This is a genomic window from Corynebacterium macclintockiae, assembly GCF_027570165.1.
GTDB classification, from domain to species: domain Bacteria; phylum Actinomycetota; class Actinomycetes; order Mycobacteriales; family Mycobacteriaceae; genus Corynebacterium; species Corynebacterium macclintockiae.
The window spans coordinates 22,446-38,676 of sequence record NZ_JAKMUV010000006.1; the positions used below are offsets into that span (position 1 = coordinate 22,446).

12 protein-coding genes are annotated in these 16,231 nt (G+C 64.0%); 5 read left to right on the plus strand and 7 right to left on the minus strand.

The annotated features are described in order from the left end of the window. Positions 1–111: 111 nt before the first annotated feature. From trxA to L8U58_RS06310, 6 genes are all read right to left on the minus strand, one after another. Entirely contained in the window at positions 112–435 is a 324-nt protein-coding gene (gene trxA, locus L8U58_RS06285; protein ID WP_034975054.1) for a thioredoxin, read from the minus strand. 129 nt (positions 436–564) lie between these two features. After that, positions 565–1,578, minus strand: coding sequence for a thioredoxin-disulfide reductase (trxB, locus tag L8U58_RS06290; RefSeq protein WP_034981360.1), 1,014 nt, complete (start codon positions 1,576–1,578; stop codon positions 565–567). A gap of 38 nt (positions 1,579–1,616) precedes the next feature. Beyond that, the gene (locus tag L8U58_RS06295; RefSeq protein WP_034966769.1) at positions 1,617–2,207 is read right to left on the minus strand and encodes an RNA polymerase sigma factor; all 591 of its coding nucleotides are present in this window, start codon (positions 2,205–2,207) and stop codon (positions 1,617–1,619) included. Between the two features lie 203 nt (positions 2,208–2,410). Next, complete coding sequence (locus L8U58_RS06300; RefSeq protein ID WP_274706521.1) at positions 2,411–6,184, minus strand: murein biosynthesis integral membrane protein MurJ; 3,774 nt, start codon at positions 6,182–6,184, stop codon at positions 2,411–2,413. A gap of 173 nt (positions 6,185–6,357) precedes the next feature. Further along, a complete protein-coding gene (locus L8U58_RS06305; RefSeq protein WP_269954934.1) occupies positions 6,358–9,150 on the minus strand; it encodes a hypothetical protein in 2,793 nt (930 codons plus the stop codon). Between the two features lie 136 nt (positions 9,151–9,286). Next, positions 9,287–10,225 (minus strand): NUDIX hydrolase, encoded by a 939-nt coding sequence (locus L8U58_RS06310; RefSeq protein WP_269954935.1) that lies wholly within the window; start codon positions 10,223–10,225, stop codon positions 9,287–9,289. A gap of 700 nt (positions 10,226–10,925) precedes the next feature. Here L8U58_RS06310 and L8U58_RS06315 point away from each other — a divergent pair. Genes L8U58_RS06315 through L8U58_RS06335 form a run of 5 tightly spaced genes read left to right on the plus strand, consistent with a single transcriptional unit; the run spans position 10,926 to position 15,202 of the window. Continuing rightward, positions 10,926–12,644: a CCA tRNA nucleotidyltransferase gene (locus L8U58_RS06315; RefSeq protein WP_420839842.1), complete on the plus strand. Its 1,719-nt coding sequence runs from the start codon at positions 10,926–10,928 to the stop codon at positions 12,642–12,644. Continuing rightward, positions 12,641–13,483 (plus strand): hypothetical protein, encoded by an 843-nt coding sequence (locus tag L8U58_RS06320; RefSeq protein ID WP_269954936.1) that lies wholly within the window; start codon positions 12,641–12,643, stop codon positions 13,481–13,483. The genes L8U58_RS06315 and L8U58_RS06320 overlap by 4 nt, the downstream gene beginning before the upstream one ends. After that, a complete protein-coding gene (locus L8U58_RS06325; RefSeq protein WP_269954937.1) occupies positions 13,484–14,221 on the plus strand; it encodes an AzlC family ABC transporter permease in 738 nt (245 codons plus the stop codon). After that, positions 14,222–14,593: a branched-chain amino acid transporter permease gene (locus L8U58_RS06330; protein ID WP_269954938.1), complete on the plus strand. Its 372-nt coding sequence runs from the start codon at positions 14,222–14,224 to the stop codon at positions 14,591–14,593. A gap of 48 nt (positions 14,594–14,641) precedes the next feature. After that, positions 14,642–15,202, plus strand: coding sequence for an NUDIX hydrolase (locus tag L8U58_RS06335; protein ID WP_034966620.1), 561 nt, complete (start codon positions 14,642–14,644; stop codon positions 15,200–15,202). A 15-nt stretch (positions 15,203–15,217) separates the two neighbouring features. Here the strand turns inward: L8U58_RS06335 and L8U58_RS06340 are convergent, their stop codons facing one another. Next, on the minus strand, positions 15,218–16,231 hold the full coding sequence (locus tag L8U58_RS06340) for a bile acid:sodium symporter family protein (protein ID WP_269954939.1): 1,014 nt from the start codon (positions 16,229–16,231) through the stop codon (positions 15,218–15,220).

The following is a 16,231-nucleotide window of genomic DNA, read 5'->3' on the forward strand; positions in this document are numbered from 1 at the left end:
TCTTGCGGTGACACAGAACCGCTGGCGCCCTTAACGCCAACGGGGGTCAACCATAGGTGCAATTCTAGGGATAATTGCGCCAATCCGCTTTAGATGCTGGTCAAGCGTGTTCTACAGCTGCTGCTCGATGGCCGCCTTCAGCGTGTCCTTACTCTGTGCACCGCTAAACTCCGCGACCTTCTTACCGTCCTTGAAAACCATAAGGGCGGGGATAGACATCACTTGGAACATGGCGCCCAGCACGCGCTCGTCATCGATGTTCACTTTGGCGATTGTCGCCTTGCCATCGAATTCCGCTGCCAGTTCGTCGAGAATGGGCGTCATAGCTAGGCAAGGGCGGCACCAGTCGGCCCAAAAGTCGACAAGAACCGGCTGCGCGGATTCCACGACATCGGACTTAAAGGTTGCCTCGGTAACGTTTAGGATCTCGGACATGATGGAGATAAACCTCCTGGTTAGAGCGCTATTTTCCTTAGGTTGGAGGTTACCCTGCAACAGGTAGATATCTTATGACCGAACGGCGAAAGTTACCTAAAGGTGATCAAATGGGCGCAGCGCGACCAGCTACAGGGCGGCGAGGTAAGCCTCGGCGTCCAGCGCAGCGCGGCAGCCAGAGCCGGCGGCGGTGATGGCCTGCTGATAGTGAGAGTCAACCAGGTCGCCCGCGGCAAATACGCCGGGCAGGCTGGTGCGGGTGGAGGGCTCATCGACCTTCACATACCCGTTGTCCTGTAGTTCAACCTGCCCCTCAAAGATGGCAGTGCGCGGGTCATGGCCGATGGCTACGAACATTGCATCCATCGGGACATCCTTGCGCTCGCCGGTCTGCGTGTCTTCGACCACCAGGGTCTCCACGGACTTGTCGCCCTTGACCTCGACGACCTTTGCGTTGGTCAGGAACTTGATCTTCGGGTTGTTACGGGCGCGCTCCTCCATGATCTTGGAGGCGCGGAACTCGTCGCGACGATGAATGATGGTGACGGTCTCGCCGAACTTCGTTAGGAAGTCGGCCTCCTCCATCGCGGAATCGCCACCACCGACGACGGCGATCTGCTTCTCCTTGAAGAAGAACCCATCACACGTTGCACAGGCGGATACGCCGCGGCCCAGCATCTCCTGCTCGCCGGGGACGTGCAGATAACGGGGGGCAGCACCGGTGGCCAGGATCACTGCCCGGGCCTGGTATTCCTCACCGTAAACCCACACCTTCTTGATCTCGCCGGAGAGGTCGACCTTTTCCACTTCCTCCTGGCGCAGGTCAGCGCCGAAGCGCTCTGCCTGGGCCCGCATCTCCTCCATCAGGTCCGGGCCCATGATGCCCTTTTGGAAACCGGGGAAGTTCTCTACCTCGGTGGTCTGCATCAGCAGTCCGCCATATTCGATACCCTCAAAGACCAGCGGGTTTAGCTCGGCGCGCGCCGCGTAGACGGCAGCGGTGTAGCCGGCCGGGCCAGAGCCGATGATGATGACATCGTGAACCTTGCCAGCTTCGCTATTGCCCTGGTCGCCCTCCGCACCGGGAGAATTCTCCGAATTGCTATTGAGAATGCCACTGGCCTGCAGGAATGGTTGATTCATGTCTGTCCTTTGAGGTCGAGGATGTAGTTCACCCCAGTCTAACCGGCTACGGCCACGCCGTATTCCTCTGCCCCGCCGAGATGCTGGCACATGATTCGCCTGGCTCGGTTCTTCCGTGACTTCACGGTGCCCACCGGAATGCCTAACTGTTCGGCGACCGCGGCCTCGCTCATCCCTCGGATCTCGGTCAGCACCATCACGTCCCGCATCTCGGGCGTAAGTTGCCGCAGGCTACGGTGCACATCCAGCCGCGCGACCGTTGCTTCCTCGCGCATCCCCACGGCCGGCAGGGTGCGAGTGCGTTCGCTGAAATCCTCGCGCCCCGGCTGCGCTTCGCGGCTATAGCGCTGCATGTAAGAGATCGCGGCGTTGCGCATAATCACCGCCATCCACGTGCCCACGCTGGCTGAGCGATCGCCGTTGAAGCGTGCGGCAAAACGGTGCACCCGCAGCAAACCTTCTTGGTAGACATCCATCTGGTGCGCCTCCGGCACATTCACGCGCCGCAGGGCCCACCACAGAGTCCGCTGGTGCCTATCGATCAGCTCCCGAAACGCGCCGGGTTGCCCCTCGTTGTGGCCCTGGAGTAGCTCGTGGTCCGACTGCATTGTTGCTGGTGTCTTACCCATTTTTATTCTTGACGCCCCCTGCATCCTCTTCCCCCAAAATCTTTCAGCCGGGGTGGTTGTGCCCCCGTGCCCAACACTCTATTCACTGCGGGGTGACTTGGGGGTTCGAAAGGCTGAGGCTGTGGATAACTGGCAACGGCGCCTGCCTCAATGTGAACTTCACAGTTGAGGCAGGCGCCGTGATGCGCTATGAGCTCCGGGAGCTAGCGGATGGGCTGCAGCTGCTGGCCCGGCTGGCCGGGTTGTGCAGGCTGTGCGGGTTGCGCGGGCTGGCCCGGCTGAATGCGCTGGCCAGGTTGGCCCGGCTGGTTGCGCTGCGGGGACGGAGCGTTGCTGGAATTTTCCGGTTTCGTGGTGTTGTTTGAGCTGGTGGCATCCGTGTCTGGGGCATCCGTGTCGGTGGCGTCCGTGCTTCCGTCACCACTATCCACCCGGGAGGCCCAGTTGCCGGTTGCGGAGACCTCAGCCAGCGTGGCGGACTTGGGCACCGGCAAACCGGTGATCCAGATCAGAAGTCGATCGCCCTTGGCAGCGCTGACCTTGTCGGTATCGTAAATGCCCTTTTCCCTGGCGCTTTCTGCATCCTCCCCGTTGGCCTCCGGGATAGCAGAGCCCGCTTCCCCACCACGGGGCGCCGCCGGAGCACCCCAGCCAGAGTTTCCGGTGCCCGCCAGATCCACGGTCATGTCCTCGGAATCCGCCTTGACCTCCTTCAGCAGCTGAGTCTGGTCCAGTGAGGTCAGTCGGCCGTTGTTATCGGCCTTCGCCAAGCGCAGTTCCAGGGTGGTTCCACGGGTCAGACCGCGGAGCTGAACCTGTGACAGGGCGGTGCCTTGAGGCAGCGTCATCAAAAGGCCAATACCGGGCTTCGTGGTGCCGGGCTCGCCACCCAGCTGAACCTCCGACGGGTTGGATTGCCAGAAGGTCTGCGGATCCCCATCGGTAATCAGCCGTGCGAGGTCCGGCCTATCCAGCGGCCAGTCCACGTCCGCGGGCAGCCACTCGGCAGGCTTGACCATCGGCACGTTCGCCGGATCCACCCCGCGTACCGCCTGGGCACCCTGACGCAGCGAATCCGGGGACAGAGGAGAATCCTTCCGGTCGCCGCCGACCACACTGATCACAGCCGCGACAAGTGCCGCCACGATCACGACAGAGATGAAAGCGATTGCCGCCGCAGCCGCCATGCCGATCGGACGGTTGCCCTGGGCACCAAAGCCGGAGCGTGCGCTCGGATCCGGAGTATCGTCCTCCTGGATCGACAGCTTGCCGGACTTCAGCTCGCGCAGGCGCTGGGCTGCCAGTCGCAGGCCCTCCGGCTCGACCTTCTCGCCATCCAGCTCGTGAATCTTCTTGTAGATCCGGGTGAGGTCCTCCGGGACCTCCTCGTAGGGGACGTGTTCCAGCAGCAGTCGCAGCGCGACGGCCACGCCGCGCGCGTCCTTGGCCGTGCTATCGCTGGGCAGCACGCCCGGGAACGCCAACACGGCCGCGCCATCAGTGCCGATGCGCACACGGTCGCGGTGATCCAGACCCAGCGCGGTGCCGTTATCCTCCGCCGTCGCGGCAGCGTCCGCCAGGGAAGCTACGGCGAACGCCGCAGCCAACGGCTCCGGCTGCCCCTCCGCGACCTTCGTCAGCGGCGAACCCTGCACCCAGCGGGAGACGATGATGACCAGGTTGCCGTAATCAATCACGCGGTTGACCTGCGCCATACCGGCGATATCAAACTGCTTCAGCTTCGCGGAGCGGCGCAGCATCTCGTCCTTCGCACGCGCCACCAACGCACCATTCACGGGTACCGAAACTCCCGGATCGACCTGCGAGCGGGCGTAGGCCACCGGATCCATAATGGTCAGACCCACAATGTCGCCCGTGGCCAGCTCGCGGCCCTGCCAGAAGCGGGCAGCGGACCAACCGCCGTGGTCGGCCAACAGGCGATAGCGGCCTTCCAGCAGCGGAGCTCCCGGCACCAAGCGCGGACCGCGCACCCCGCCCGCCGCCAAAGGCGGCAGCGCCACACCAGCCATCATGTGGTCCAGAGCAATTGCCTCGCGGGCAGCCAGCTCCTGGGCGGACAGGCGACGGGGCTGGTCGTCTTCGCTGGGAAGTTCGTCGCTGGGAAGTGGGCGTCGAGAAGGAAGAACCCGCGACAGACCCGGAATGCGCGACAGGGCGCCCACCAAGGTCTGGATCTCCGGCAACGGTGCGCGCACCAGAATCAGCCCCGTGACGGCCAGGAACAGTACACCGGAGATCAACAGGCGAACGACGAACCACGGGTTGGCGGGGGTCTGGAAAGCGAACTTCACCAGCAGCACATCCACTCGCCACGCGATCAGCGCGCCGATCAGCGAAGAACCCAGTGCCCACAGCACCGTCATCGTCACTTTGCGGAACTGCAGGTCACCCAGGGAACGCCGCAGCAGCCGGTCGCCGATAATCGCGCCAGCCATAAAACCCAGACCATTCGCTGCACCCAGCAGCACCACAACCAGGCGCGGCTCGGTGGCGATCAGCGGGGCGATGTAGGCGAAGGTCAGCTTCGTGGCGGTAATGCCGGCAATGATGAAGGTGGGGGTCCAGACTTCCTCGCGGGCGTAGAACACGCGCAGGTGCAGCAGAACCAGCGCATAGGGAATCAGGGTGAACGCGGAGAAGCTGATGGTCCAGCCCAGCACGTTCGCGTCCTCCAGGGAGAACTCCTTGTAGGCAAACAGTGCAGCGGAAATCAGGGTGCCGAAGCAGGTGAAGAACACGATGATCGGCACCATCGCCAGCATCGTCAGCTTGGAGGCGACGGTCAGGTCGCGCACCACGGCCTTGTCGTCGCCCTCCGCGGCGTTGCGGGACAGGCGGGGCATAACGGCCGTCAGCAACGTCACGCCGATCACGCCATAAGGCATCTGCAGCAACTGCCAGGCCTGCATGTAGATAGTCGGCGCGACCTCCCACGTGTCGGAGGCGATGCGGTTGTTCAGCAGCCAACCGACCTGGGAGATCGCCACGTACACCACGATGGCGATGGCCATGCCGCCGAAGGACTTCAGGCGCTCGTCGATACCCCACAGCGGGCGCAGGTTAATGCCGGCCTTGCGCAGGTAGGGAACCATGATCAACGCCTGCATCACCACGCCCGCGGTGGTGCCCAGGCCCAGCAGCAGCACGTGCGGGTCGGTGATCGTCACGTTGTCGGTGGGCTGCAGCTTCGTATCCCGCGGCAGGAACATGTACAGCCCCAACACCCCGAGCGTGACCACGTTGTTGGCCACGGGCGCCCACGCGCCGGGCTTGAACACTCCCTTGGTGTTGAGGATCGCCATGAACACCGCAAACATCGCGTAGAACATGATCTGCGGCAGCACCAGGTAGGCGAAGGCCGTGGACATGCCGATGTTCACGTGACCCTCGGAATCCAGGCTCATGCGCACCAGCAGCGGGGCACACGCCACGGAGACCAGGGTGATGACGACGGTCAGCGAGAACGTGAGCGTCAAAAGTCTTCGTATGAAGGCCTCGCCCCGGTCCGCGTCTTCCTTCTCGGCGCGCACCAGCACGGGCACCACCAGGGAGGTCAGCACGGCGCCGAGCACCAGCTCCGTCACCAGGTTCGGCAGTGTATTGGCCGTGTTGAACGCACTGGCCACCGCGCCACCCAGCGCGGAGGCGATGAACACCGTGCGCAGGAAGCCCGTGATGCGGCTGATCAGGGTGGCAATCGCCATGGAGCCGCCGGCGCGCACGATCTGCTCGTCGCTCTGCTTGCCGTCGTTGCTCTCGTTGGCGCTGTTGTTGTTGGAGTTGCCGGCGCCGCTCGTGTCGGCGCTCGCTCTGTTGGCCACCGCTGTGCTGGCCACCGCTGTGTTGGCTGCTGTCGCGCTGGCCGTGTCGGGCGCTGCGGTGCCGTGCACACCGTCGCGGGAGGTCGGGGGTACCTCTGGGGAGCTTTGGGACGCCCCGTCCCCGTCCGTCGGCATTCCAGCCGTGGCGCGGTCTTTCTTCGGCGCTAGCGCGGGCGGTTGGGTGGCGCGGAAACGTCCGCGCTGCCCGACCGAAGGGCCAGCCGGTAGGTCTTCCCTCTCTTGCTCAGAAGTCACCACTCCATCTTTGTTCACCAGGCGTGCATTGCCTAACGGAGCACTGGGCGTGTCTAGTTTTGATTCTCGTCCACGGGCCACGGAACGGCCTTCAGGGGTTCAGCCTTCAGGGGTTTAGCCTTCGCGCTCCGGGAGCTACGCCCACCGCGCCGATCCCACAACATCTTGCCCGCCGCGCCGATGCCCAGCAGAACGGCCGCGATGATCGCCAACCCTCGTGCCGACAGTCCCGGTACGGACTGCACGCGCAGCTCTACCGGGTCGGAGATGCGGGTTCCGTCCTGCAGATCCCCCGCACCATCGTGGTTGGCGGTGGCCAACCACAAAGACAGGTTGACCTGCTTAGACGTATCCGCGATGTCTGTAGTCAAGGACCAGGTGATGGAGCCCTTCGCCGGGATCGTCGACGAGTCCGCGGAGTCCGTGTGGACGGTGACGTCGGTGTCGGCGTCAGAAGAATAACCAACAACCGCAGTCACCGGCAGGGGCAGACCGTTGCGGGCGACGACCAACAACGGCGAGGAATCGGAGGTGCGCGTGAAGACGTTGCCGGGCGGCAACAGGCTGATAGAGCGGCGCAGTTGCGTGGTGACCTGCTCCACCCGGGAGACCCTGTTGCGGAGTTCCTCACGCAGGATGCTGGAATGGCCGTGGTCGCGCTTGCGATAGGACGATACGCCGCGCAGGAGGTCGGCGAACAAAGGGCTAGTGAAGCCCTCGCGGGTCAGCGCGATAGTGCCATCGTTGTGCATAAACAAGGTGAGTTGCCGCAGGTCACGTGCAGCGTCGGTCAGTGCGCCGAGATACGGGGTGGAATACGCCCCAGGGTCTGAATATGGCAACTGGGTGGTGCCGGCAGCCGCGTCGGGGAGGTCGATCCCGCGGGGCTGCACAGCCTCGGACAGCGGGGCGGGGCGGGCAGAGCTGTCATCCAGGCGCTGGCTGATGGTCTGCAGGAAGCTGGCGGCCTGGGACTTGTTGACAGACCACGCCGCGGGCGGGACGGCCAGGGTGGGTCGGCCGGAATCGAGCTCTAGGTTCAGCACTGCCTGCGCGGTGGCCATACGCGCTGCCGAACTATCCTCTTCGAGGTTAAAGCGCAGCTCAGGGTTGGAATATGCGGAAACTTCCGGGTCCTCGCCGGTGGCCTTGAGCACGGTGCCGAGGTCCGCGGAATACTGCAGTGCCGTCGCGGTTGTGCCCTGTGCGCCGGGTGAGGTCGGCAGGTTCACCAGGCGCTGGTTCCACTCTTCATCGCTCGGGCTGGGGCTGGGGTTGGGGGTCGCGCCGTGCTGCGCGTCGGTCGGGGAAGCGGCCGGGCGTTCTACGGTCACGGTGTTGTCCGCCACCAGAGCCGTCACATGTCCAGCCTGCGGAATCGCCGGTTCGCCCTGCACAGTCTGCTCGAAGCGCTGCGATGCGTCGGCCTCCACCGGCTGCGCCTTGTCCGGGGACTTGGTGACCCCCGCCGCCAGAACCTTCTGCGCCTCCGGGGAAACATAGCCGGAATCGGGAACCACGACGTTCTGCATCGGCACCACGCGGAGGATCCGTTGGATCACGCTGGGCCCCATCCCCAGCGCGCGCACCCGCAGCCAATCAGAGTCGACTTGCGCCAGCGCGTTGATATCCGCACCCGCGTACGGCAGCGCCACCGAGCAGTTGTTCTGCACGACTTCTCGCAGGTCATCGACCCACCGCTTGGCGTCCGCGTTGCCCGGCTTGTGCTGCGCGTCTGGTTCCTTGCCCCCGAGGATCTCGTCCCACGAGTCGCGCAGCCGTTTGGGTTCCTCGACCGGGTCGGGGGTCCTGTCCCCCACGAGGTAACCCTCGGCCAGCCTATTGACGGTATCCAGCAGCTCCGGGTCGATCGCAATGCACGTTGCCTGCTTCAGCTTCTTCGATTTGGCCTCGCGGTACGCATCCAGCAGTCCGCGCAGCCTGCCGCCGTCGGCAACCTCTTTCGCCAGCTGGTCCTTCGTCAGGAAGGCGGGTCGCCGCTTGGGCGCATCGCCCGTCTGCCCAGGAGCCATATAGGTCTGCCCAGCCAGCGGATAAAGCACCGTTACTGGGGTGCTGGGTTGTTCTTCTTTTCTTTCGGACGCCCCCACGGTCAACGTAGTTCGCGTTACCGCCAGGTACTGCACGCCGGACTGCCCCGCATCCTCCGGGTTCGTATCTTGGCCGCTCAGGCTAAACAACAGGGGATAAGCGCCGGGTTCCTTAAAGGCATTGGCGGGAATGGTTAGGGATTGAGCCGAAGGGGCGTCAGGAGAAGCGGCCGTGCCAGGGGCGGCACCAGAGTCCGCACCCAGCGGTAGCGTGACTTGCACCTCGCGCGATTCGCCTGGGCCGAGGATGCCGTCGAGCTGCAAAGGCTCACTGCGGAGGGCGTATTCCCCCTGGTTAGCGATCTGCGCGACGCGCACCTCGGCCGCCGTTGCGGCGGTGCGATAGTACAGAGTGAGAGAGAGGTTGCTCAGGGCGCGCGGGCGATCATTGCGGATGCGGAGGGTATAGGTCTGGGACGCTGCGGGGTCTTGGGCCTGTGCGCCGTGGGCTTCGGGGGGCGCTTCGGCGGGCGCGATGTCGGTGATCTCCAGGCGGACATCCTGCTTCGGATCCGTCGAGCGGGCCAGAGGGTTCGCCCAGGTGGAATCCTCGTGCGCATCGGGTCCGGAGGGGTCAGGCGTTGTGATTGGCCGCGACTTCTCCGCTTGGGCGGCGGGGTTTGAGTTGGCGTCCGAAAGAGGAGCAGCAACAACCGGAGCGACTGGAAGGGCAGAAAGAGCGCAGAGCGCAGTAGACACACCAAACGCCGCGAAGGCGCGGGGGAATCTAGACATGGCGCTCACCTTTATGCACAACTACATGCTTACCTAAGTTCTACTAGTTCTAGCAGTACTAGAACTGCTGGCCGTGCTGGCAGCTTGACAGCCCTACTAGTTTTAGCAGCCCGACCTGGCGATCGGTTAGCGATCCCTAGCGTGGCGTGGCTCGGCCTGCATCGGCCTCCGCGCGCGCCAGATCCGCGAGACTGTCGAAGGCCTGGCGGGCAAGGCGGCGCTCGTCGGCGTAGGCAAGGTGCTCGATTAAGCGGTTGACGGGCAGCCAGCGGACCTCTGTGACTTCTGGATCTTCGTCGTTCAGATCGCCATCGACATATCGAAGCAGGTGGTGGTGGACGGTTTTGTGGATGCGGATGCCCTCCGAGACAAACCAATAGTCAATGGTGCCGAGGTCTGCGATGACTTCGCCGGCCACGCCCGTTTCCTCCCACACCTCACGCTCGGCGGTGGCATGCTGGGATTCATCCGGTTCGATGTGACCCTTCGGCATGGACCACAGCAGCCTGCCGCGGCGGTCCAGGCGGCCGATCAGCGCCACGTAAATCGAGGAAAAGTCCACGTCGCCGTTGGGTTGCACGGCCTCCGCCAGACCAGATAGCACTAGGCCGCCCGCGGAAGTCTCCACGGAGGTCGGGAGGTTCGAGTGCTCGTCGAAGGAGTTGCGGCGCGGGTTCTGGCGGTTGCGGTTCCGATTCCGCTGGTTGCGGCTGCGCTGGTTGCGAGGGTTTTGGATTCGGGGGTTTTGGTGGTTGCCAGAGCCGGAGCTCTTGCCGCCGCTGGCTCCCTTGCCACGGTTTCCACTGTTGTGGTTTTTGTTGTTGTGGTTTTTGTTGTTGTGGTTTCCGTTGCTGCTTTCATTTCCGCCCTTGCCGCGGCGGGACTGGCTTTTGTCCTGACTATTACCCTGGTTATCGCTGCTCTGGCCATTGCTTTGGCTGTTGTTCTGGCCACCATTTTGGCTGTTGTTCTGGCTATTTTTTTGCTGCTGATTGTGGCCAGAGCGGTGCCTTCTTCTGGGACGGCGGCGCCGGCGGCGGGGCGTGCCGTTTCCGGTGCTGTCGTTTCCATTCATTCTGATAACGATAGCCGGTTCCTTGCACAATGTGGAACTGAATTTGTAACTAACCAGTGTGCGGCCGACGTTTCGGCCGGGACGTTAGGTGCCGATGGAGCTGTGAGTGCGGAAGAGAGCCTCGATATAGCAACCTCTTCCCCTCTGCACCCCTCCCAGCTGTCCCAAATGTCGTTAGAACGGGAATTGGTTGTTGACAATTAATGTCGATTTTGCAAAATGCCTGGTCAGAGCGTTGTGGAATTGCGGTCCTTTAGGATTCGCTCTGCAGATTCCCGATCTAGCGACATTTGCGGTTGGATCGGGAGTTGTTGCGGGGCCACATTCCCGATCTAACGACATTTCGGGCGGGGAGAGGGGTTTGGGCAGGGTCTGGGGCAGGTTCTAGGGTGGGGTTGAGGGAGGGGTCGAGCAGGCTTGGGGGGACTCGGCAGGGCTAAATGTCGGAAAAACTGCAAAACGTTAATGAACACAATTTGCAAGTATGTAAACGTGCAGGTCAGAGAGTTTTTGGCGCAGTCGTTGGGAGGCTCAGAATTACAAACTGCAACTTTTCCGACATCTGTCGTTCTTGTTGCACTGCTCATCCAATACTCAAGAGATGGATGTTAATGGTGGGGCGGGTGAGAATCTGGGTGAGTTGGAGTGGGACAGATGGGGCTGGTTGGCTCGAAACCCCGGGCTAGTAGAATCTGGCAGCGTGACAAACGCCGCCCACTCCCCCGCAAACCAGGAATCCGCCAAGGCACAGAAGCCCAAGGCACAGAAGCTCAAGGCGCAGGCCGCGCAGGCCGAGGCACAGGCACAGAAGCCCAAGGCACAGAAGCTCAAGGCGCAGGCCGAGACGCAGGCTAAGCAGGCCGCGCCTGCCACCCAAGCACAGCAGGCCCAAGCCCCGGAACAGCCGCGCACCGTCGACGGCATGCTGCAGGAGGCCTTCACCTCCCTGCGCGCGCTCGACCGCGACCTTCTGCCGCTCACGCAGGCCTTCCACGACGCTGGGCACAGCCTCTACCTCGTCGGCGGGTCTGTGCGCGACGCCCTGCTCGGGCGCCTCTCCCACGACCTGGACTTCACTACCGACGCCCGGCCGCAGGCCATCGTCGACATCGTCACGCCCCTGGCAGAAACAGTGTGGGACACGGGCATTGAATACGGCACCGTATCTGCGCTGGTCAAGGGTCAGATCCTGGAGATTACCACCTTCCGCGCCGACCAATATGACGGCCAGTCCCGCAACCCCGAGGTCTCCTTCGGCGACAGCCTCGACGGGGACCTCATCCGCCGCGACTTCCGCGCCAACGCCATCGCGCTGGAACTGTCCCCTGACGGAAACCACCAGCTCCGCGACCCCCTTAACGGCCTCGAAGACCTCCAGGCCGGAGTGCTCGATACCCCGGACAGCCCGCAGATCAGTTTCAACGACGACCCGCTGCGCATGCTCCGCGCTTGCCGATTCGTTTCGCAGCTGGAGTTCGGCGTCACAAAAAGAGTCAAGGAAGCAATGGCGGCGATGAGCGAGCAGATCAGCCGCATCACCGTCGAGCGCGTGGCCGTTGAGCTGAACAAGCTGATGCTCGGCGCGGCGCCGTGGGTGGGGCTGGACCTGATGGTCGAGACCGGGCTGGCCGACCACGTGCTGCCGGAGCTGCCGGCGCTGAAGCTCACGCAGGACGAGCACCGACAGCACAAGGACGTGTACTGGCACTCGCTGATGGTGCTGCGCAACGCCGTGAACCTGGAGGCCGAACGCGGCCTGGAGCCCTCGCTGGAACTGCGCATGGCCGCGCTGCTGCACGACATCGGCAAGCCCGATACCAGGGCTTTTACCGAATCCGGCGCGGTGACCTTCCACCAGCACGAGGTCGTCGGCGCGCGCATTACCCGCCGCCGCCTGCGGAAGCTCAAGTACTCCAAGCAGCACGTCCAAGACATCGGCCAGCTGGTGTTCTTGCACATGCGCTTCCACGGCTACGCGGACACTCAGGGCAGAGGCCCGCGGCAGGACGCTCCGCGCGGCGCCGGCGAGAAGGACAACAACGAATCCACCTGGACCGACTCCGCGGTGCGCCGCTACGTCAACGATGCGGGCGAGCTGCTGCCACTGCTGCACCTCCTAGTCCGCGCGGACTGCACCACCCGCAACCAGCGAAAAGCCCAGAGGCTGCAGCGCACTTACGATAATTTGGAAAAGCGTATTGAACAGCTGCAGGAGCAGGAGGACCTCGCCGCCGTCCGCCCCGACCTGGACGGCAATGAGATCATGCAGATCCTGGATCTGAAGCCCGGCCCCGATGTGGGCAAGGCGTGGGCCTATCTGAAGGAACTGCGGCTGGATCGCGGGCCGATGGAGCGCGACGACGCCATCACCGCGCTGAAGCAATGGTGGGCCGAGCAGGAAGGTGGAACGCAGAAGTGACCGCGGATCAGCTAAGCGACGGCTGGGACCAGAGCCGGGACCCGCAGCTGCCGTTCGACGTGCAGCCCGGCGACGTGATATTCCAATCCCCAGCCGCGGTCGTCGACCCGGCCGGCTTTGTCGATTCCGCCGATGTTACCGTCGATGACCTGCAGAAATTCATGTCTGTCTTCGGCAACGCGCCGGGCGTGCTGGCCGAGCCGGGGTTGCCCGGCGCGGATGCGCTACTGGTGCTGGAGGTGCAGGACGGCGCTGGCGTCGACGGCACGGACGGCACGGACAGCGCGGAACCCGGCAGGGACAGCGCTGAATCCAGCGTGGACGGCGCCACGATCATCGCGGTCCAGCTCGGCCTCATGAGCAGCGAAGCCGCCGCCAACCACATGCCCGCCCTCGCGGACCGGCTCACCAAGCCGAAGGTCTTCTTCATCGGCGGCAACCAGGAACCCGTCGTGCTTGCCGTCGGCCTTCTAGACTCTGATCGTTTGGAGCTGGACGCCACCCCAACCCCCGCCCCCACACGCTTCGGCAAGCGTGGCCAATTTCTGCTGATCAGCACTGCCGAAAGCGCACCCAGCGTGGATGAGCAGGTCGCGGAGGTAGTCGGTCACGTGGATCCTTCCATGCTGCGGGGTCTGCGACTTTTCCACAGTTACGTCCGCCTGGAGGTAGAGGACCTCCGCACTTGGGTGGAAACCGGGCTAGTCGGCGTGCAGGCCGCAACCGCCGAGGATGTGTTCACGGACCGGCCGGCGGAGACGTGGCGTCAATTAATGAAGAAGCGCCCCTTCCCCGACAACCTGTTCGTGACCTGGGCGAGCCACCCGGAGCGCAACTAGGTGAGCCAGCACAGCAACCGCGCCTGGCGCGCCGGAATCGCCGACGCCTGGCCCGTGGCCCTGGGCATGGTGCCGCTGGGTCTGGCCTTCGGCCTGCTGATCACCCAGGTCGGCTTCGCGTGGTGGTGGGCGCCGATCTTCTCTTTTGTCATCTACGCAGGGTCGATGGAGTTCCTGGCGCTCTCCTTGGTCACGGGTGGCGTGGGGCCATTGAGTGCCGCGCTGTACGGATTCCTGGTGAACTTCCGCCACGCCTTCTACGCCCTGAACTACCCCATCGCCCAGGTCCGCGGCTGGCTGGCCAGGGCTTATGGCATCTATGCGCTGACGGATGAGACGTATGCGATCCTCGCCGCCCGGCGCGACGCGAAGTGGTCGACCGCCCGCGTGATGGCGGTGCAGATTCTGCAGCAGGCCGGCTGGGTCGGCGGTGGCCTGATCGGGGCGTGGTGTGGCAGTGCCCTGCCCTTTGAGATCCAGGGCATGGAGTTCGCACTGATCGCCCTGTTCGCGGTGCTGGCGATCGAGGCGTTCGTGAGCTTCAAGGACCTTTCCCTGCCGATTGTGGCTGCGCTGTGCGGTGCGTTCGGCCTGCTGGTCTCACCGGACAACATGCTGATGATCGGCATGAGCCTCTACTTCCTCAGCCTCATCGTCCGCTTCCTGTGCCCGCCGCTGGATCGCGCGCTGCGCCTGAAGGTTGGCGCGGATAACGCTGCCTCCCGGGAGGTGGAATAGATGGCTGCGCCCGCCGTTCACCTGCACGCCGCCGCCGGCCTCCCCGAGGGCGTGCAGCTTGGCCCCACCCTCGCGATCCTCGGCGCGATTTTCCTGGTCACCCTCGCCCTGCGCGGCTTGCCTTTTGCCGCTCTGCGTTTCTTCCGCGAATCCGACCTGGTCGCGTGGCTCGGCCTGGCCATGCCCGTCGGAGTGATGACCCTTCTGGTTGTCTACACAGTCTCCGGCCAGGCCGACGCGCCGGGTGGTTTCACTGCAGTCGGCATCGCGCTGGCCTTCACCGTCGCGCTGCACCTTTGGCGCCGCTCGGCCACGTTGTCGATCTTGTTGGGCACGGTGCTGTATCTGGTGCTGGCGAACCTTATTTTTTGACGCCCCCTCCCCCGCCACCCACAGCCCCAGCACCGTAGAATGGCGCCCATGCCGACCCCAGATTTCATCGTTGAACTGCGCAAGAAGATTGGCCACGACGAGCTGTGGCTTCCCGGCGTGACAGCTATCGTCATCCGGGACGTACCGGAGGATGCGCCCATCTGGGCCGTTCCAGAGGTGCTGCTGGTCAAGCGCGCCGACGACGGGCAGTGGACCCCCGTCACGGGCATTGTCGACCCGCGGGAGGAGCCGCACCTGGCGGCGATCCGCGAGGTACGGGAGGAAACTGGCCTGCACGTGCAAGTGGATGCGCTGCTGGGAGTGGGGCAGGTCGGCCCGGTCGAGTACCCGAACGGGGACGTCACCAGCTACGTCGATACGACCGTCCGCTGCACCGTGATCCCGGATCCGGAGACCGGCGAGTTCAACGATGAGCCGGTGATCGGCGACGACGAGTCCACGCAGGTGGGTTGGTATTCGATCTCCCAGATGCCGCCGATGCAGCCGCGCTTCCGCCTGGTGATTGCCGACGCGGTGGCGCAGTTAAAGCACCCGGCGGGTTTCCGCCCGCGCATGGGTTACGTCAAGCGCCTGCAGCAGCCGGAGTAGCCGGCTAACGCGTGCCTACCAGGTGCGCGCGCCGGCGGTCTTCCCGCCCTCCGGGAAGCGCGCGGCGTAGGAGCTGGCGCGCATGGAGCAGATCACCAGTTGCACCTGGTGGAAGATCATCAGCGGCAGAATCATCATGCCGAGGCTCGCCCCGCCGAACATCACCGCCGCCATCGGCAGACCCGAGGCCAGGGACTTCTTCGTGCCCGCGAACTGGATCGCCACCTGATCTGCGTAGTCGAAGCCCAGCTTCCGCGAGGTCACGCTGGTAACGCCCAGCATCACATGCACCACCGCGATGGATCCCAGCACCAGGCCCAGTACCGTCAGCCAGCTGACGGAACTCCACACTCCAGAGACAATGCCTTCCGAGAAGCTGACGTACACCACCAACCCGATCGAAACTTGGTCCACCTTCTTCGTCGCAGGTGTGGCCGCAAATTTATACACCCACCTGCGCAGAAGCTGGCCGATGGCGAACGGCAACAGCAGTTGGATACCGATGTCGAGGAAGGTGGTGGCGTCAATATGAAAGCCTTCCGAAGAAGACATCAGCAACAGCACCAGCAGCGGCGTGAAAAGCACTCCCAGCAGGCTAGAGACGCTAGCCGCGACAATCGAGGCGGCGACGTGGCCGCGTGCGATGCTGGTGAACGCGACCGACGATTGCACCGTCGACGGCACGAGGGTGCAGAAGAGAATGCCCAGGTAGAGCTCGTTTCCGACGACCGCCTTCAGCGGCATCATCGCCACGCCGATCAGCGGGAACACCACGAAGGTAAACGCCATGATCAGCAGGTGCAGCCGCCAGTGCATCAGGCCTTTGAGCGCCTCTTGCGGCGACAGGCGCGCGCCGTAGAGGAAAAACAGGAACGCGATGGCGACCTTCGTGATGATGCCAGCGACATCCGCCGCCTCGCCGCGCACGGGCACGACCACCGCTGCCACGACCGCGATGACGATCAGGACGATGAGGAAGTCCGGACGGTAGTTGATCACGCGCTGCCACAGCGACTGTTTTTCTGCCAT

What these genes read in the sequence shown, in the direction of transcription:
- L8U58_RS06330 (WP_269954938.1), top strand. Translation starts at nt 14,222, where the DNA reads ATGGCTGCGCCCGCCGTTCACCTGCACGCCGCCGCCGGCCTCCCCGAG.
- L8U58_RS06335 (WP_034966620.1), top strand. Translation starts at nt 14,642, where the DNA reads ATGCCGACCCCAGATTTCATCGTTGAACTGCGCAAGAAGATTGGCCAC.
- L8U58_RS06340 (WP_269954939.1), bottom strand. Translation starts at nt 16,231, where the DNA reads ATGGCAGAAAAACAGTCGCTGTGGCAGCGCGTGATCAACTACCGTCCG.
- L8U58_RS06300 (WP_274706521.1), bottom strand. Translation starts at nt 6,184, where the DNA reads ATGCCGACGGACGGGGACGGGGCGTCCCAAAGCTCCCCAGAGGTACCC.
- trxA (WP_034975054.1), bottom strand. Translation starts at nt 435, where the DNA reads ATGTCCGAGATCCTAAACGTTACCGAGGCAACCTTTAAGTCCGATGTC.
- trxB (WP_034981360.1), bottom strand. Translation starts at nt 1,578, where the DNA reads ATGAATCAACCATTCCTGCAGGCCAGTGGCATTCTCAATAGCAATTCG.
- L8U58_RS06305 (WP_269954934.1), bottom strand. Translation starts at nt 9,150, where the DNA reads ATGTCTAGATTCCCCCGCGCCTTCGCGGCGTTTGGTGTGTCTACTGCG.
- L8U58_RS06295 (WP_034966769.1), bottom strand. Translation starts at nt 2,207, where the DNA reads ATGGGTAAGACACCAGCAACAATGCAGTCGGACCACGAGCTACTCCAG.
- L8U58_RS06310 (WP_269954935.1), bottom strand. Translation starts at nt 10,225, where the DNA reads ATGAATGGAAACGACAGCACCGGAAACGGCACGCCCCGCCGCCGGCGC.